The following is a 19,595-nucleotide window of genomic DNA, read 5'->3' on the forward strand; positions in this document are numbered from 1 at the left end:
AATAAGCATGAATTTTATTTTTTCTGCTTAAACTTGAATTCAGGCTTTGTCAAAGTTTTTAATTTTGGCAAAGCTTTAAACATTTTATTACATTCATAGAATACACTAAATGACTCTTTCTTTCTGGCGTTACGCACATTTGGCTTTGGCCTTATTTTCTTCGATATTTCTGCTTTTAGCATCTGTTACCGGAATCATTCTGGCTGTCGATGCAGTACAGGAAAAAACACTTCCGTATAAAGCAGCCAATTTTGATAAAATAACGTTGGGAGAAACGTTGCCAATATTGAAAAAAGAGTATTCAGAAATTACAGAATTAAGTGTCGATCATAATCAGTTTGTAACACTGCAGGCAATTGATGCAGACGGAAATGACATTAATGCTTACATTGATCCCAAAACCGGAAAAGCATTAGGAAAACCTGAAAAAAAGAGCGAATTTATTCAATGGATTACCGGTTTTCACCGTTCGCTGTTTCTTCATGAAACCGGACGTTTTTTTGTGGGCGTGATCTCTTTTTGTTTGTTATTGATTTCCATTTCGGGTTTTGTATTGGTTTTAAAAAGACAAAGAGGAATCCGTAACTTCTTTTCGAAAATCATAAAAGAATATTTTGCTCAATATTATCACGTTCTTTTTGGACGTCTGGTTTTAATTCCAATTTTCATTATTGCATTTACAGGAACGTATTTATCGCTCGAAAGATTCAACTTTTTTATGGGCGAAGAAAAAGCGAAACCTGTAAAAACAGAGCTTTCGGCGGAAGCCAAAAAAACTTCAGTATTTAAAACAATATTGCTGTCTGACGTAAAAAAAATAGAATTTCCTTTTACCGATGATCCTGAAGAATATTATATCATTGAACTTAAAGATCGTGAAATTGAAGTAAATCAGGTTGATGGAACTTTGATTTCTGAAAAACGTTCGCCGTTTACCGTTCAATTATCGGCTTTAAGCCTTGACCTTCATACGGGAAGAATTAACGGAATCTGGGCGTTTATTTTAGCCATTGCCTGTATCAATATCCTTTTCTTTATTTATTCTGGTTTTGCGATTACTTTAAAAAGAAGATCAAGCCGAATTAAAAATAAATTCAAGGCCAATGAAAGTAAATACATTCTTTTAGTTGGTTCTGAAAACGGAAGTTCTTTTCGATTTGCCAATGCTATTCTAAAACAATTAATCGGACACGGAAAAAAAGCTTTTATTGCAGAATTAAATAGTTTTTCGGTTTACCCGAAAGCAGAACATATTATTGTTTTTTCATCAACACACGGTTTGGGAGATGCGCCTTCGAACGGAACAAAATTTAAAGCGCTTTTACAGAAACAAAATCAGGAACAGAAAATTAAATTCTCTGTCGTTGGTTTCGGTTCCAAATCATATCCGGATTTCTGCCAATTTGCAATTGAAATTGATCAATTTTTAGAAACTCAAAATTGGGCAGAACGCTTTTTAGATTTACAGACTGTTAACGATAAATCGGCAATAGAATTTGTAGAATGGATAAAATTATGGAGTGCCAAAGCCGAAATTCCACTTGCCACTACTCCATCTTTATACAATCATGTTCCAAAAGGTTTGCAGAAATTAATGGTTTTAGACAAAACCCCAATTTCAAATACAGAACATACTTTTATATTGACTTTACGTGCCAGTAGTCGAACTAAATTTGCTTCGGGTGATTTACTGGCTATTTATCCGGCGAATGATTCAAGAGAACGTCTTTATTCTATCGGAAATCATTCCGGAAACGTACAATTGGTTGTAAAACTGCATCCAAACGGATTAGGTTCCGGATTTTTAAATAATTTAGAAATTGGAGATACAATCAAAGCCAGAATTATTAATAACAGAGCTTTTCATTTTCCTAATAAAGCTCCAAAAGTGGCTTTTATTTCAAACGGAACCGGAATTGCTCCTTTCCTAGGAATGATCGAACAAAATAGTGCTAAGAAAGAAATACACCTTTATAGCGGATTTAGAATGGAAACGCCAACGCTTCAGGCTTATAAAAAGTTTGCTGGAATAATGATTCAAAAAGAACATTTGGATAATTTTCACGTTGCTTTATCGCGCGAAGCTGAACATATTTATGTAATGGATTTAATAAAAAGAGATACTGCTTTTTTTATTGATTTATTGAAACAAGGCGGCGTTATTATGATTTGCGGATCTCTTGCGATGCAAAAAGATGTTGAAACAATTCTGGATGAATTGTGCCTTGCAAACGGAACTAAAAGTCTGTTAGAGTATAAAGAAAATGGGCAATTATTAACCGATTGCTATTAATAAAATGATGACAAAGATATCTTTCCTAAATAAAGTTTTATGTGTTTTTGCAATTAGCTGTTGTTTATCAGCACATTCGCAAATATTACGAAAAAGAACGACTTTACTTATGGGCGGACGTTTTGACATTAGTATAGTTGCCAAAGATTCTTTAACTGCCGAGCAAAACATCAACGAAGTTATTGCCGAAATTACCCGAATTGAAAATTTAATCTCCGACTGGAAACCGGATTCTCAAGTTTCTCAGGTCAATCAAAATGCCGGAATTAAACCCATAAAAGTAGATCGTGAAGTTTTTGAACTTACGCAAAGAGCCATAAAATTATCGGAAATTACAAATGGCGGTTTTGACGTTAGTTTTGCCGCCATGGACAGAATCTGGAAATTTGACGGATCAATGACCGAAATGCCTTCGGCGGAAGCCATAAAAAAATCGGTCGAAAAAGTGGGCTACAAAAACATTATTCTCGACAGCGTTGAATCGACAATCTTCCTAAAATTAAAAGGAATGAAAATTGGTTTTGGCGCTCTTGGCGAAGGCTACGCAACCGACAAATGCCGAGCAATGATGATTGCAAAAGGAATTCAAGCCGGAATTATAAACGGTTCGGGAGACATGAGCACCTGGGGAAAACAACACAACGGACAACCTTGGAAAATAGGAATTACAAATCCGTTTAAACCTGAAAAAGTTTTGGCCGTTGTTCCACTAAATCAAGGTGCTGTAACAACATCCGGCAGTTATGAAAAATTCGTTGTTTTTAACGGAAAACGATATTCACATATTATAAATCCCGCAACAGGATATCCTGCAACTGGTTTATGCAGTGTGACAGTCTTTGGCCCCAATGCCGAAACCGCAAACGGATTAAGTACTTCTTTAATGGTTTTAGGCCAAAAGGAAGGTTTGCTCTTACTTCAAAAATTCCCTGAATACAGCTGCGTGATGATTGCTGATAATGGAAAGGTAATCAAGTCAAAGAATTTTGCCTATAAGTTATGAGCTAAGCTTAAAAAATAAACCATATAAGTTATATAAGTACAATTAAGCTAAAACTTAAATTTACTTATATAACTTATATGGTTTAAAACTTTACGAGAGATAAATTTACTTTACTTTAACTTCAATTGTCGTTGCTTGTAAATTTCCTGTCGAAGCCTTCGAAGCCTTTAACTTAATATTATCTTTCTTCCCATTCGACTGAATAATTGCAATACATTTTCCACTGAATAACTTACAAGAATTCGCTTTAAAAGAATCCAAATTAGCCTGATAACCATTATCAACTCCAACTAATTTTCCTCCGCCGGTAACTTCAAAATTAATTAAATCTGTTGCATTTGGTAATAAGTTTCCATCTTTGTCAACTATAGAAACGGTTACATAAACCAAATCATAAGTATCGTTTTTGATAATAGTTTTATCTGCTTTTAAATCTATTTTAGAAGCTTCTCCCGCTGTATGAATTGCTGCCTCTAAAACTACTTTTCCGTTCTTTCTTGAGATAGCTTTTATAGTTCCCGGTTCAAATTTCACTTTCCATGAAATATGGAGATCATCATTTTGTTTTGATTTTATGCCGAGAGATTTTCCGTTTAAGAATAATTCCACTTCATCAGCATTATTGTAATACGCCCAAACATCAACTTCCTGATCTTTTTTCCAGTTCCAATGCGGGAAAATATGCAAAACAGGTTTTGTTGACCATTCACTTTGGTACATATAATACACATCTTTTGGAAGTCCCGCTAAATCAACAATTCCGAAATAAGAACTTCTCGCCGGATAAGGATATGGATCAGGTTCACCGATATAATCAAAACCTGTCCAGATAAAAGTTCCTGCCATGAAATCCTGCTTTTTGATTGTTTTCCAGTTCTCTTCATGCGTTGCTCCCCAATACGATTTCACCTGATCGTAAGCCGAAACTGTCCAATCGGCATTTCCGTCAAACGGAGCGCCGTGTTTTGTTGGCCATGCTTTAATTCCATCTGGAAAATCATAATGTCCGCGTGTTTCTAAAGCCGAAACACTTTCAGAAGCCAATATTTTTTGTCCTTTAAAACGTTCCGGAAAATCTTTGTAATCTTCATGTTTATAATTAAATCCTAAAAGATCCAAAGCTCCCGATTGATAAATAAAATTCTTCTCAATTATATTTTCGGTCAAAGCCGAAGTTACAGGACGCGTAATATCTAACGATTTTACAATTTTAGCTAATTCTCTAGTAATCGCAATTCCCGTAGAGTCAAACTGTTCTCTTATTTCGTTTCCAATACTCCACATCATTACAGATGGATGATTGCGATCTCTTTTAATAAAATCTACTAAATCTTGTTTGTGCCACGCATCCCAATCTTTATGGTAATCGTTGGTTACTTTTTTCTTCTTCCAAACGTCAAAAGCTTCGTCCTGAACGATGAATCCCATTTCGTCGCACAATTGCATCATTTCCAACGAATGCGGATTATGTGACATTCTGATTGCGTTTGCTCCCATTTCTTTCAGCAAAGTCAGTTTTCTTCTAACGGCATGAATATTTTCTACTGAACCCAAAGCGCCGTTATCATGATGCAGGCAAACTCCTAATATTTTTGTCGGAACACCATTTAATGAAAACCCTTTCTCTGAATCGAAATTAAAAAATCTAAATCCGAGCGGCGTTTCATAATTATCGACTAGTACAGATTTCTCGTAGATTTTAGTAATTACTTTATACAAATACGGATTTTCAGTATTCCATAATTGTGGCTCTAGAACATCAAGATTATGTACCTTCGTTTCAAATGTTTTAGCTTCAATTTTCTCTGTAGAAATCTTATTAGCTACTTCTTTATTCTTTGCATCTAAAATAGAAGTGACCAATGTAAATTCTCTGGCAGTATCATTATCATTATCAATTGTAACTTCTAAATGCACTTTTGATTTATTTGTTGAAACTTCAGGCGTAGTTACAAAAGTCCCCCACTTCCCAACGTGTAATTTTTCACTTGTCACCAATCTCACATTTCTGTAAATTCCAGAACCCGTATACCATCTTGAGTTTGGCTGAGCATCATTATCAACTTTAACGGCAATAATATTGGCTTGTCCAAAATTTAAATACGGAGACAAATCATAGCTGAAAGAGATATAACCATTTGGGCGAATTCCAAGTGATTTTCCATTAATGAAAACTTCACTATTCTTAAAAACACCGTCAAATTCAATTGAAATCGTTTTGCTTTTCCAACTCGCCGGAATAGTAAAAACTTTACGGTACCAACCTTTCCCGGCAGGTAAAAAGCCTTGCGCTTGTTTCGTTTTGCTGTCTTTGTCAAAAGTTCCTTCAATACTCCAATCGTGCGGTAATTGAAGTGTTCTCCAGTCTGACACATTATAATTAGCATTGACTGCTTCAGGATAATCACCTAACTTGAAGTTCCAGTTTTTATTAAAATCTTCAACAATTCTGGCTTGTTTTTGTGCAAAAATTGAAAACGAAAACAATAAGGCAATTGTAATTTTTTGAAATATGTTTTTATGTTTAATCATAAATATGTTTTTTATTCTAATCTAATTTTTACACCGTTTTGTCAGGCTGAGCGAAGTCGAAGCCCACACAAACTAAATCGCCAATCTTTGTCGAGTTTCTGGTGTGATCCTTCGTTCCTCAGGATGACAAGCTGAACGTTATAATCGTAATGTTTTACCGTAGAGACGCACTGCAGTGCGTCTAACACAAAGTATCGACAATTGGAGCGTAGACTCACAGCAGTGCGTCTCTACAGTAAAACCTTTGCGTCTTTGTGTCTTCGTGGCAAACACTCCCTTATTGAAATTCAAAATTATCCAGCATCAATCCTTTCAAATCATCACCTTCCAAAGTAATTTTATACGTACCTGCATTAATATAACCACCAGAAGTCGTATTTAAAACCTTCCATTTTTCTGGTGAAGGAAAGAATTCAATCGTATCATTTCGCATTAAAATCCCATACGCATCTTCCATTTTGAATTTGACTTTTAACGGTGTTTCATTTCTATTCATAAAACGAAAACGCATTAAATAAATCCCTGCCACACCGGGTTTAACTTCAAACTGAATACTGTTATTTGTTTTTTGAGTAAACTCAATATAATCGGCTTTTTTGAAATTTCCTTTTTCAATTCCGATTCCCGTGGTTTTGGCATTTTCTGCTTCAATGATTACTACAGGTCTTGAATCGTCTTTTTCGCCCATATCATAAATTGGAACGATTGCAATTGTAGTTATCTCTTCACTATTATCAAAAGAGATTTTCTCGCCCTTCTTTACCTTTTTAGTAAAAATTATAAATTCAGTTTGATTACTATTTTTAGCTTTTTCTTCTAACTTTTTATAATCTGTAAACTTCTCTAAATTCAAATTTTTATTATCTATAAAAAGATATAAATCCGAATCTTCTTTGGCAGAAAAAGTCCCCTTAATTTTAGAATGATCAGAAAATTGTAAATAATCTGCACCAAAAACTTCAGAAGGCAATTCGGTAAAAACAACATCCGAATCTGAATATTGTTTTGAATTGATATCCAGCCAGGAAGCTATAGTATTACGGTTCTTATCATAAGTTCCCTGTACATAATTTTCTATGTTTTTTGGAGATTCAGCTGCTGGTCTTGCATGAATATCTTTTGTTGCAATCGCAATTGCAGAAATTATCGCTTGCGAAGCTTTTACATTTGGAAACGAAATAACAATCTTTCCGTTTGTGCTTTTTACAACAAAAGTTTTCTTCAAAGCATTGTCGTGCCCTGCTTCTGCCCAAATATCAAAATCTTTTAAAACCACATTTTCGTTAATGGCAACGTCAAACAAACGCCAGCCTTTGCAATCCATTCCGCCTCCAGTTCCGTACCAAGGTTCTGTGAAATATAATTCTACTAAATATTCTCCGTCTGATGCAGGAAATTCATAACGCAATTTATCAACGCCATATCTAAAACTTTGAAATAGTTCTGGATCTTTTGTACCGTTTATTGGATCAAAAATTCTTCTTTGGCTCGCAAAAAAGTCTGGGAGTTTCTCAAAATTATCTGTCCAGGATAAAGATCCCCAAGTATGTTGTCCATTTTTATGAGTATCGCTAAACCATGTATTTCCAGCAGAATCTGTAAATTCAGAACCACCGCAATTTACTCTGTAAATATAATTATAGCCGCTTTTTGCTTTTGTAATATCGTTTTTATCAGATGTTAAAGCATCAAAATTTGGCGCTTTCGGAAGTGTATTTAAAATTATATAATCTTTAGCAACAGCCTTTCCATTTACATACCCAACAGCATATAAAACATTGTATTGAATATTGACATTATTAAACTGAAAATGTTGTCCGATTCCCGGATTTTTTAGTTTTCCTAAAGAAGATTTATTGACATCGTTGAATAATTCTACTTCATCACAATTCGAATAAATATCGATTCCGTTTTTGATTCCAGTTGTTTCCCAACGACTTGGCCAAGTGTGCGAAACAATATAAACCATCGGATTTGTTTTGTTTGAAACATAATTAGCACGGTACATATAAAATGCATCAAGAGGTTCTCCCCAAATGGTAAAAAGTCCTTTGTAATTTACTGGACCAACTTTGTCAATATCTCTAAACCCTTCTCCATTTTGTACGCGTCCCGGATTTTCATGCGAAGCAAAAAGCCAGTTAAATTGTCCGGCAATTTTATCTTTTACAGATTCGGCTTCGCGGACTTTAATTTCCATTAATTGAGAGAATCTGTTTTCGCTCAAAGTTCCTTTTTGATCAAACTCACCTTCGGTGTGTAAATCGGTAGAACGCCATGCGCCGTATTCGCCGTTTAATAACTGAGTCGTCATTTCTAAATGGTATTTTAACGGATCTCCGCCATAAGTTCCAGACCAGTTCTGAACAACATTCCAATCTGTTCCTTCACCTCCATTGCAAGTCGTTACAATGCGCTGCGAAGCTGATAACGGGTCCATTTCACGAATTATCTTTGTGCATTCTTCAGCAAATTCCTTCGGAATTGTACTTTCATTCTGCAATCCCCACATGACAACCGACGGGCTGTTTCTGCGCTCTTTAATCCATTCTCGTAACAGAGTTTTAAAATTTTCTTTAAACTCAGGCGTATCGTACCAAATATGTGCCGAAAACTGACTCCAAAACAGAATTCCGTTTTTATCTAATTCTTCCTGATATTTTAAATTATGAGGCTGATGCGCTTCTCTAAAAGCATTAAATCCGCCAGCTTTTATCTGCTCGATTCTGGAATGAATCATTTCGTCTGAAAATGAATGACTGTTTCCAATTAAATGTTCGTATTCACAGACGCCATTTATAAAAACAGGTTCATCATTAATAAAAAAACGATTATCTTTTCCATCACGACTTATTGGCCAACTAACCCAACGAATTCCGTAAGGCGTTGTTAACTGGTCGATTATTTTTCCGTTTTCATAAATTGAAGTTACCAATTTATACAAATACGGATTGGAAGGCGACCATAATTTTGGATTTATAATTTCCGGAAGCGTCTGTGCTATTTCTTTTGTTTCTTCCGAAAGATTTTTAATGTCGCTTTTTACTTCAACAACTTTCTTTCCCGAAGCATCAAATAGTATATTTTCAATCGTTACATTTCTGTTTGAAGTACCGTAATTCTTGATTTCTGTTGTTATATGAAGAATGGCTTTTTGTTTTGAAACTGATTTATCGTTCCAAATATGAACACCAAAAGGTTCAATTCGAATATCATTTGTGATAACCAACGAAACAGGTCTGAAAATCCCCATTGGCTGAGAACCTTCTGAAAATCCCCATTCACCGGAACAGCCGCCGCAAACCCAAGGCAAATCTGCAATAAAAGATGGATGCGCTGCTTTTACTAAAATCGTATTTGTTTTATCGAAAGAAACAGCTTTTGTAATGTTTAATGTAAAAGTCGTTCGTCCGCCTTTGTGTTCTCCTATTTTTTTGCCGTTGACCCAAACAGTTGCATACGAACTTACACCTTCGAAATAGAGAAAAAGTTGTTTTGAAACGTCTTTTTTATCCAGTTTTAAAGTTTTTTTATACCAGGCTGTTCCGTGTAAATTTCCGTGTTTTGTTCTTCTGTAACCATAATACTGATCCCAGTTGTGCGGAACATTTACACTTAACCATTTATCTGACTTTGGATTTTCTATAAAAGATTTTTCTTCTTTCGGATTATCCAAAAGAATGGTTTCCCAAGAGGAGTTCAGCGAAACTTCCTTTCGGACTTTCGCTGAACTTTTAGTGCTTTGACTCCAAACAAAGCATGTACTTGAAAAAAAATAAAAAATAAAAAAAACTACTCTGTTCATATTTTTTTATTGAACCATATAAGTGATATAAGGTTATTAAAGTTTTGATATTTGCAAGCAAACCTGACCGGTTTTTAAAACCCGTCAGGTTTAAGTTTGTCTATAATATTAATAAAACAACCAGTCAATAGCTGCTTTTTCTCCTGCATCGATATATCCAACATCACGTGGCGTTATCGTTTGATCTGCGTCTATAAAACCTAAAATCAATACTTTTCCTTTTCCTAAATCTAATTTGTTCTCACCCGGCTGAAATGTGTAAGTATGGATATTTACACGCGGAAGCTCTTTTAAATTCATGGCACTTGCCAGAATAACTTCGGCTTGACCGTGCGCATTTCCTGCAGCATCGGTTTCTAAACTTGGCGGTAATAAAAATCTCTTCTGATCTGAATTGAAATAACCAACCACTAATTTAACGGCTTTTGTGTTTCTAAACTTCAAATGTGTTCCTTTTTCGTTTTGATCGTTTTCTACGAATGAAAATCCTTTAAGGTTTTGAAGTTCAGGAGCAATTTTAGTTAACTCAGAAATATCTGTTCCGTAAACTTTTGTTCCTGTTTTAACTAGATACGTTCCCGGTTTTTCGTCGATAAAAGTTACTTCCTCCGTTTTCCAAGGTTTTCCCTCTTTGGTTTCAATTTTACCGTCTTTTGAAGATTTTAACTTCTCTAAATTTCTTTTGAAATTAGCTAATTCTCGCTCGTAATGCGGTAATAATTCAGCCCATGTTTTATTGTTTCCGTCGTCTCCTCCAATTGGAATTCGGCGTTGAGCGGTCTGCATACTGTTGGCATAATAGTATGTATCTTTCGTCAAGTTTACCAATAATTCGTAATATTCGATGCTTTTCTCCAAATGAGGCATCGCTTTATCTAAATCGGTAATATCGTTTGAATAACTGTATCTTAAAACCAATAAAGCTGCTTTTACTTTTTCTGAGAAGAAATCGGCGAAAGCCTTATACGCATGCATATCATTTTTAAGACGTGCAAATTCTTCTTTGTCTTTGGTTACGCTTGCTTCGGCTTTGTCGATAGCTTCAACAGCTAATCTTCCGTGTTCTGTAATTTCAGCAATAATCTGAGTTGGAAGTTCGCCCGAATGCGGTTCTTTATTCCATTCTTTTTTAGCATATTCTAAAAGCAATTCGCCAGCAGGTCCGCAAGATTCATGGAATCCTGGGTAAACTCGCCATTTCGACGGATTTACCAACTGACTTTCAAACATTCCTAACAATAACGTTTGGCGATTTCCTTCGGTAATTCCGAAACGTCTTAAGGTTTTTGGAGCGATTTCTCCTGTTTCTTCGTAAGCTTTTAAAATGTTATTTGCCGCTTCTTGAGAAGTTCCGAATTTTGAGGCTAAATCTTTATCCCAAAATTTTACTTCTTCGTTTCTATCTCTTTTGCTGTCCCAAGCATATCTTGCCCAAGCTTTGTACCAAATCCAGTCACGATCCATTTCTAATAAACGTTCGCCAGTTTTAGTTTTATCTGCCGAATACGGCCAATCCCAATACGACGCTTGTGGATATAAATGTAATGCATTTGCTCCGTGAACACTGTGCATCGCTTTTACCGTTTTCTGAATAAAATCTGGCGAACCGTATCTAAAAGGTTCTAAATTGGCCAAAATATGAACGTTCTCAATATGAATTGATTTTAAAACACTCAACTGTTTGTGTGTTTCTCCCCAAGGTCCACCCGGTGTATAAGTCGTTAAAGACTCTCCTGTATATTTACTTTCTGTGTACAAATTTTTATATAACGGAAGTGATTTTTCCATAACCAAAGGTCCATCGGTATCGTGAGAACGAAGGATAATTGGCGGTTCTTCTGTTTTTCCTAATGCCTGCAAACCGTCGCGAACACCCGGAATAATAGTTTTGGTAAACCATTCTACGTCATCATCGACCGTATTGATGGCTTCTCCCAAACAAACCATTAAACCAACATTTGGATATTTTTCGATAAAAGCGGCGATAGATTTTCTCGTATAATCTGAAAGTAATGGCGTAATTGGACGCGAACGATCTTGTGTTTTAATGTTATAATGCTCTGCAAAAGGCTTAGAAACAATAATATTATAGAACATCTGAATTACCCAGATTCCACGTTTGTTGGCTTCAACTGTTAAAAATTTATAGATTTCTTCGTTCTTTTTGAAATCTTCATCGCTGACTTCTACCGCAAATGGATATTCTTTTAATTTTACTAAAGAAGCAAAAGGGTGTCCATTCCATAAATACAAAGAATTCATTCTGTTTTCTACCAACATATCTAAATACTTTACCCATAATTTTTTATCGTAAAACCAAGGAAACGTTTCTGGCGTATATGGATACTCATAAACATCACGTCCCGGTAGATAAACGGGTTTCTGCATTCCGATACAAGCTCCTCTCAAAACCATTTCCGGACTGTCTTCGATATTAATTTCTGAAGGAAGTTCCCCTGAATTTTTAATGCGGTCTGTTAATTCCAAAGCTCCATAGAGAGTTCCTGATGCATCTGTTCCTTCAATATAAATTACATTATTTTGAGTGCGTATCTGGAAACCTTCTTTCTTCGTTAATTTACTGTCATCGATTTTGGCGCTTTTAGCATTTTGTTTCCAAAAGTCTGTTCCTTTTTCTCCAATAACAATTACTTTATCTTTTGATTTTTTGAATTTATCTGAAGAAGTTACGCTGAATCCTTTTGCAGTAAGGGTTTCTGATAATTTCTCTGCTCCGAATTTTGCTCTCGGCGAACTCACATCACTAACAATAGTGATATTTTGTGCCGATGCAAAAGAGACATAAAAACATAAAAAAAGTAATTGTAAATATTTCATGGTATGCTGTTTTTGGGTATTCTTTTTAAAAACAATCTGCTAAATCTGCTAAATCTGCGTGAAAGTATCTCTCGCATATTTAGCAGATTCGGCAGATTTATAGTGAAAAATTGTATTGTTTAACGATTACATATTATTCACTGTATATTTTAATCTTTTTAATTCTGAAAAATTCTCTTCAAATAAGCCACATTTGCTCCGTAATTAGCTTTTACATTATGCACTTGTGTTACGTCGCGTGAACGTTCTACAATAAGCCAGCCACTCCATTTCATTTCGTCCAAAGTTTGTTTGATTTTTGGCATGTCGATCGCTTTGTCATTTTCTAACCAAAATTGATCCGTATTCGAAGCATGAATTTGTGCTAAATGTTTCTTTCCTAATATTTTTAATTCTGATGAAATATCTCTTTTATTATCAACCGCATTCGCAAAATTGAAAGAACTTTTAATGTATTTTGAACCGACTTCATCTAAAAGTTTTTTCTCTTCAGTCGCACTCAAAGAAGTTTCAATTGCGATAACACCTCCTATTTTACCGACTTCTTTTCCTGCCCATTGTAATCTCTTAATAACTTCTGGACGTAATTCCGGATTTTTAACCAAATCTGTCTGTGTTCCTAACGGAAGATAGGCAACTTTTACTTTCATGTTTTTCATGGTCTGAATACAATCCGTAATCATTGGTGTGATTTCTCTTGTCGCAAATGATTGTGCGTAAAATCCAGACATCGCAATCGAGCTGATTCCAACTCCAGTTTCTTTTGATTTATCTAAGAATTTTTGTCTTTCGACTGGATCGCCTAATTTGCTGTCAAAAGTTGGACGGTTTCCTAAACCTCCCATATCCAACTCGATTCCGTCAGCTTTTATTTCTGATGCCAAACCAAAAGCACCTAATTTTTGTCTTTTTAAAATCATCCAGTCGCAAACTGCAACCTTATATTTTTGCTTTTTGTTTGAAGTCTGAGCCGTTGCACAGCTGTTGAATGTTGTCGACATAACAACAAGCATTGCAATAAATAAATTTCTTTTAGATTTCATTGTTTATATTTTTTTGCCACAGATTAAAAGGATTAGAAGGATTAAAAAAATCTGCTAAATCTGCTAAATCTGCGTGAAAAAATTTACTCTCGCAGATTAAGCAGATTTTGGAGATTAATTAGAATAAAAATCATTTTTAATCCTTTTAATCTGTGGCCTTATATTATTTTTTACTCTTCCTCAGCTTTTACGGCTGTTACTACTTTATTTTCGTCGCCCGGCCAGATTCCGTTTTTAATTGGAAGTGCCACCAGTTTACTCGGATCAATTTTTACGTATTTCAGTTTTTCTCTTCTCCAAGTGTAAACGATATGAACCATTCCGTCAGAACTTTGAATTATTGACGGATACGAATATTGGCTAATTTTTGAATCTTCTAAAACCAAAGCCGCGTTCCAGTGAATTCCGTCTTTAGAAACAGAAACATTCAATGGTGTTCTTGGTCCTTTTGCTTCTTTTCCTGGAGGAAGAACGTGATTGTAAACTAACAAATGTCTTCCGTCTTTTAAAGTTACAGCATCCGTTCCTGAATTGTTATTTGGCAATCCGATTAATTCTACATCAGACCAGGTTTTTCCGTTGTCTTTTGAGAATGTGCTGAAAATCGCTCTGTTTCTGGTTCTACCAATTGCCTGAATACTTCCGTCTTTGTGAAATAATATACTTGGCTGAATAGCATTTATTTTTTGTTTTCCTCTAGCAAGTGTATCACCCATGACCCATGTTTTTCCGAAATCTGGAGTAGATTCCATACGAAGTCTCCAGCCATCACCTTCGATACTTGACGGACATAATAAAGTTCCGTTGCTTAATAAAACCGGTTTATTTTTGATTGGCCCTAAGAAACCGTCTGGCATTTTTTGCGCCTCTGACCAAGTTTTTCCGCCATCAGATGAAGTTCTGATTACGCCCCACCATTCAGATGGTTTTGGCCCTATTTTGTAGAATAATATTAAATCACCACCCGGAATTTGATATAAAACCGGATTCCATGTAGGTAATCTCGGTCCCTCTTTCATCACGCCATCGGCTACTTTTACGCCTTCGCCCCATTTATCGCTTCCTTTAGGTTTGATTGCTACATAAATACAGACATCAGGATTTCTTTCTGCAGTTCCTCCAAACCAAGATGAAACTAAATCGCCATTTGTTGCTTCGACAATTGTAACGGCATGGCAAGACGGATAAGGCGCTTTATCATAAATAAATTCATCTACCAAAATCCCCTCTTTCCAGGTCTTTTTTTCTAAAGCCGATTTACAACTTCCTAAAAGGAAAAGTCCAAACAAGACAAATGTCAATTTTATTATTCTCATTTTTAATTTTATTATGAATTAAAATTTTTGATTATAAATACATTACTAATAATTTTTCGCACAAAATTATTTAATAAATGTAAAAATGACACTAAAAAACTAAAGATGTATCCTGTACTGTCCCGAATTATTGAAAATGCTGACTATTTAACGTTTAAAATATAAGAACCTGATGAAAGTGTAATAACTAGATTACTTTTTTCTGTTTTATAAGAATGCGAAGTTTTATCTAATTTTTGTTTATCAATTGAAACAAGCGAAATATCATTTGTTGGAAGATAAACTAATGCAGAAGTATTTGCCGGAATGGTAATATTCCAAACCAAAGCTTTTTTGTCTTTTTTCCAATCGCTTTTAATTGTTCCGTAAACCGATTCGTAAGAAGCATTTATATAAGTTAATCCCGCATTAAAATCTGGTTTCATGATAATTTGCTTAAAACCGGGAGTTTGAGGATTGCTCTTGATTCCCGCCATATTTTCGTAATACCAAATCAATAAATCACCTAAAAGCATTACGTGATTTTGTGAATTCATTGCAGGATCAGCAGTGTTTCCGTTCCAAAGTTCCCAAATTGTTGTCGCTCCGTTTTCAACCATATAACCCCAACTTGGGTAGGTTTTATTTGATGCCAATTTAAAAGCCAAATCTCCACGACCAAAATTCGTTAATGTTCTCATTAAAAACTGAGTTCCAATAACTCCTGTGCTTACATGACCGTTTTTAGTCACTTCAACTTCATGAACTAAATTTTCAAACACTTTTTGCTGTGAATCTTCAGGAACCATTCCGAAAGTCAAAGGCAGTAAATTAGCTGTTACGGTATTATTGGCGTAATTGTTTTTTGCTGTATTAAAATATTTGGCATTGAATGCTTTTTTGATTCGCAAAGCCAATTCATCATAATGTTTAATATCATTCTGAGCATTGGCGATTACAGCAAACTTTTTTATGATATTTAGAAGCTGATAATAAAAAGCACTCGAAATCAATTCGCCGTCTGTTAAACGAGAAGAATCTTTTGAACGGATTAATTCCAACGATTCTGGCGGAACACACCAATCACCGTATTTATCTTTGGTCATGATATCATCAACCAAATAGTTTTCTTCCATATAATCCATCCATTTTTTCATCGACGGATATTGCTTTTCTACTACTTTTTTATCTCCAAATTGCTGATACAGCATATCGGCAACTGTGATATAAGTTCCCGGCCAAGTCACATTATCTCCGTAATAACGCCAGAAAGCTGGTGCTACATCTGGGATTCCGCCATCGATAGTTTGGGCATTTTTAATATCGTCTAACCATTTTGCATACAAAGTCTGATTATCAAATAAAAAACTTTCTCCGTAAGCTCCGGTTGTTCTGTCTCCCAGCCAAGGCTGACGCTCATTTCGTTGTGGACAATCAATTGGCATTCCTTTATAGTTCCCACTTATTCCCCACCAAGCATTTTTAAAAATCTGATTCATGATTGGGTTCGAAGAATCAAAAGTTCCAGTTGTTGCAATATCATCGTAAACGACTTTTCCAACGAAATTATCTAAAGTTGGTTTGGTTTTGAAACCCGAAATTTCAACAAATCGGAATCCATGAAAAATAAAACGTGGTTCCCAAATTTCTTCGCCTTCGCCTTTTAACGTATAAATATCCGTTGTTTTGGCATCACGCAGATTGGCAATATATAATGAACCGTCAGGCTGTAAAGATTCCGCAAATTTCATCGTAATTTTATCACCCGCATTTCCTTTCACTTTCAATTGTAACCAGCCCACCATATTTTGCCCCATATCTAAGATATAAGTTCCTTTTGGGGTTTGTTTAATCGAAATAGGTTTTACTTCACGTTTAATCTTCATATTAGCCGACATCTGTCCTTCATAGAATCCGCCCGGTTCCTGAACATATTCTGCCGAAAGCCATTTTTTATCATCAAAATTGATGGTATTCCAGCCTTTCATTTCTTTGCGTGCATCGTATTCTTCGCCGTCGTATTCGTTGTTCGATAAAATCGGACCATCAGTCGTAATCTTCCAAGTGTCATCTGTGCGAATAACGTCTTTGCTTCCGTCTATATATTCTACAAACAATTGCAAAGCCATTTTCGGATATCCGAATGTTTTGATTTTATACGGTTTATAATCCTGACGCATGGTAAAAAAACGTCCGTTTCCTAAAATCGTTCCCAATGCATTTTTACCTTCTTTCAATTGCGAAGTCACATCAAAAACATTGTATTTTACATTCTTAGTATAATCTGTCGGAACGGGCGCTAAAACCTGATTGCCAATTTTATTTCCGTTGATATATAACTCGTACAAGCCCATTCCCATAATATAGACTTTGGCGCTTTTTACTTTCTTTTTTAAGTCAATTTCTTTTCTTAAATATCTGGCAGATAATCTGGAATATTGTGAAATACTATCTCCCTGAGAAGTTTTTTCATATCCAATCCAGCGTGTTGATTTCCATTCAGAATAAGTTAAAATTCCGATACTGAAATGCGCTAATTCTGTCGATTTTACTTCGCCTTTATTCGTAAAAACAATTACTTTCCAGTAAACGTCTTGTCTGTCATTCAGTTTTTTTCCGTTATAAATTACATTTACAGATGCATCGCTTTGCACTTTTTCGCTGTCCCATAAATCTCCATTTCCTGCATTTAGTTTTTCTAAAGAAGAAGAAGCTAAAATTTGATAATGAGTTTGTTTTACATCATTTATGTTCGCTTTTATTTTCCAGCTCAATCTTGGCTGTAAAACGTCAATTCCTTCTGGATTGGTAAGCATTTCGCATTTTAAATCACTCACAATGATTTTGTTTTGGGCTTTCGCCGAAATTGTAAAAAGTGAAATGATTAAGGTAAGATGTAGAAAAAACTTTTTCATGATATTATTTTTAAGCGTAATGATGTGCTGGTCAATTATTGCCCACAGATTTTACTGATTTAAACTGGTGTGCACAGATTTTTTTTATTTTTGTCATTTCGACGTAAGGAGAAATCGCACTAGAAACTCCGCACAAAAAGTCGACAAACGTTGACGAGTTTCGTGTGCGATTTCTCGTTCCTCGGGATGACAACTAAACTAAAAAAATAAACCAGCGTAAATCAGTTTAATCCGTCAAACCCGTGGGCAAAAAAAACTTTATTCAGAAACCAACTTTTCCAATCTCTCAGAAACCGCTATTTCTTTTCCGTTTTTAAAGATTCTAAAACCTTTTCCTTTTTTATATTTTTCTCCTGTTTTATCCCAAAGAATTGTAATAATATTGCCGTGATACAGAACATTATCCAAACAAAACCAATCCCATTTTTCCTGTGGAATCAACGGATTTACTTCAATCTTTTCATCTGCTCTCGGACGTAAACCAACCAAACCAGTAATCACCAAATCGTTGAATGTGGAGTGGTTATAATAACGGCTTCTTTCTCTGTCACCCATTAACCAATAACCTGTTGTTTCGTCTAAATATTCTCCCAAATATGGTTTTCCATGAAAATATTGCGATTCTACATACAAGCTCATTTGTTTGAAATAATCCGTTTTCGCAACATAATTCTGATTGTAATTATTCAAAACATTCGCTAAAGCCGTTAACGTCTGCGAACTAGCAAATGGCCAAATAGCACCGTCCCATTCACAGGTTCCAGTACCATGTGTTCTAAATCTTGGACTTCTTCTTTCTGCTGTTGTCAAACCAAACGGAGCCGAAAATCCTTTTTCATCCTTGATTTGTTCCCAGGCTTTTTCAAAACCTTTATTCTGCTCCGGTAGATTAAAATACCACGGAATAAATCCTATCGCTTCTCTAACTTGAGCCAGTGTATCTTTTTCTGTAAAGGTCTCAAAAAATTCGCTTTTTTGATTCCATAATTTGGTTTCCACTAATTGCTGTAAAACAGCAGCTCTAGCTTTGAACACTATTTCTCCTGTTTTATCGCCTTTCATGGCCGCGATTTTAGACAACGCTACTGCATTTCCAAACATATAACTATTAATTGTTGGGCGGGCATTTCTAAATTTTCTAGCTCCGCTAAGCGATTCTTCCATTCCGTCTTTTACATCATACTGCCAAAACAAACCATCTTTTCGTTGTCTGTCTTCTTCCCAAGCAATATATTCTGCAAATAAATCAGGATACATATCCAATAAAAACTTTTCGTCTTTATTTACTAAATATCTATTATACAAAGCATCAGCCGTCCAACTGCTAAAAGTTCGCAATTTTTTCATTGGTTTACCATCATTCCCTCTAAACCATAAATGAACGTCCTGCTCAATATACTGCGGATCATGAACCCATCTGAATTCATTAATATGATGTCCCAAAGCGCAGCTAATCATATTATATTTATCAGCATAAGAACGATCAACCAAAAACTCGGTAATCGCAAATCCCTGTGGTGTGTTTTTGATATGTTTACGAACGCTCCACCATCTAAAATAATAGATTTCCTCAAAATTCTGCTGTGGACATTCAAACAACGGAATATTCTTTTCCATCCAAGTCCACGCACTGTCATTCGGAATCGCAAATTTTAAGTTTTCATCTTCCATCGTGTTGAAATAATCAACATAATGCTTGAAGTTTTCTTCTTTCAAAACAACCGATTTCCCCTTTTGAGAATGTGATACACCCGATTTGCAACCGCTGTTTATACAAGCGATTACTATTGAAAGTGTTATTATTTTATGTTTGAAATTTGTCAACATTTAAAATTCAATCTTTTTAAAGTTAAACCATATAAGAAATATAA

General features: G+C 35.2%; 9 protein-coding genes. 2 read left to right on the top strand and 7 right to left on the bottom strand.

What is annotated here, in order from left to right; genetic code table 11:
* Positions 1-109 precede the first annotated feature (109 nt).
* Both J2Y38_RS16450 and J2Y38_RS16455 read left to right on the top strand, forming a co-directional pair.
* Positions 110-2,293: a PepSY domain-containing protein gene (locus J2Y38_RS16450; protein ID WP_309844597.1), complete on the top strand. Its 2,184-nt coding sequence runs from the start codon at positions 110-112 to the stop codon at positions 2,291-2,293.
* Positions 2,294-2,297: 4 nt separating this feature from the next.
* Positions 2,298-3,296 carry an FAD:protein FMN transferase gene (locus J2Y38_RS16455; RefSeq protein ID WP_409025147.1) on the top strand — a complete coding sequence of 333 codons (999 nt, stop codon included), beginning with the start codon at positions 2,298-2,300 and terminating at the stop codon, positions 3,294-3,296.
* A 105-nt stretch (positions 3,297-3,401) separates the two neighbouring features.
* Here the strand turns inward: J2Y38_RS16455 and J2Y38_RS16460 are convergent, their stop codons facing one another.
* The 7 genes from J2Y38_RS16460 to J2Y38_RS16490 form a co-directional block, all read right to left on the bottom strand.
* A complete protein-coding gene (locus tag J2Y38_RS16460) occupies positions 3,402-5,828 on the bottom strand; it encodes a sugar-binding domain-containing protein (protein ID WP_309844599.1) in 2,427 nt (808 codons plus the stop codon).
* Between the two features lie 277 nt (positions 5,829-6,105).
* Positions 6,106-9,633, bottom strand: a complete 3,528-nt coding sequence (locus J2Y38_RS16465; RefSeq protein WP_309844602.1) for a malectin domain-containing carbohydrate-binding protein — start codon at positions 9,631-9,633, stop codon at positions 6,106-6,108.
* Positions 9,634-9,741: 108 nt separating this feature from the next.
* Complete coding sequence (locus J2Y38_RS16470; protein ID WP_309844604.1) at positions 9,742-12,471, bottom strand: glycoside hydrolase family 20 zincin-like fold domain-containing protein; 2,730 nt, start codon at positions 12,469-12,471, stop codon at positions 9,742-9,744.
* Between the two features lie 158 nt (positions 12,472-12,629).
* On the bottom strand, positions 12,630-13,514 hold the full coding sequence (locus tag J2Y38_RS16475) for a TIM barrel protein (RefSeq protein WP_309844605.1): 885 nt from the start codon (positions 13,512-13,514) through the stop codon (positions 12,630-12,632).
* 170 nt (positions 13,515-13,684) lie between these two features.
* Positions 13,685-14,830: a sialidase family protein gene (locus tag J2Y38_RS16480; RefSeq protein WP_309844607.1), complete on the bottom strand. Its 1,146-nt coding sequence runs from the start codon at positions 14,828-14,830 to the stop codon at positions 13,685-13,687.
* A 143-nt stretch (positions 14,831-14,973) separates the two neighbouring features.
* Entirely contained in the window at positions 14,974-17,724 is a 2,751-nt protein-coding gene (locus J2Y38_RS16485; RefSeq protein WP_309844608.1) for a glycoside hydrolase family 78 protein, read from the bottom strand.
* Positions 17,725-17,982: 258 nt separating this feature from the next.
* Positions 17,983-19,551 carry an MGH1-like glycoside hydrolase domain-containing protein gene (locus J2Y38_RS16490; RefSeq protein WP_309844610.1) on the bottom strand — a complete coding sequence of 523 codons (1,569 nt, stop codon included), beginning with the start codon at positions 19,549-19,551 and terminating at the stop codon, positions 17,983-17,985.
* Between the last annotated feature and the right edge of the window lie 44 nt (positions 19,552-19,595).

The sequence above is a fragment of the Flavobacterium sp. 2755 genome, from assembly GCF_031455715.1.
GTDB lineage: Bacteria > Bacteroidota > Bacteroidia > Flavobacteriales > Flavobacteriaceae > Flavobacterium.

Bases quoted from the DNA above. Each gene is read 5' to 3' on its own strand.
- J2Y38_RS16455 (WP_409025147.1), top strand. From the start codon at position 2,298: ATGATGACAAAGATATCTTTCCTAAATAAAGTTTTATGTGTTTTTGCA.
- J2Y38_RS16475 (WP_309844605.1), bottom strand. From the start codon at position 13,514: ATGAAATCTAAAAGAAATTTATTTATTGCAATGCTTGTTGTTATGTCG.
- J2Y38_RS16480 (WP_309844607.1), bottom strand. From the start codon at position 14,830: ATGAGAATAATAAAATTGACATTTGTCTTGTTTGGACTTTTCCTTTTA.
- J2Y38_RS16485 (WP_309844608.1), bottom strand. From the start codon at position 17,724: ATGAAAAAGTTTTTTCTACATCTTACCTTAATCATTTCACTTTTTACA.
- J2Y38_RS16460 (WP_309844599.1), bottom strand. From the start codon at position 5,828: ATGATTAAACATAAAAACATATTTCAAAAAATTACAATTGCCTTATTG.
- J2Y38_RS16465 (WP_309844602.1), bottom strand. From the start codon at position 9,633: ATGAACAGAGTAGTTTTTTTTATTTTTTATTTTTTTTCAAGTACATGC.
- J2Y38_RS16450 (WP_309844597.1), top strand. From the start codon at position 110: ATGACTCTTTCTTTCTGGCGTTACGCACATTTGGCTTTGGCCTTATTT.
- J2Y38_RS16490 (WP_309844610.1), bottom strand. From the start codon at position 19,551: ATGTTGACAAATTTCAAACATAAAATAATAACACTTTCAATAGTAATC.
- J2Y38_RS16470 (WP_309844604.1), bottom strand. From the start codon at position 12,471: ATGAAATATTTACAATTACTTTTTTTATGTTTTTATGTCTCTTTTGCA.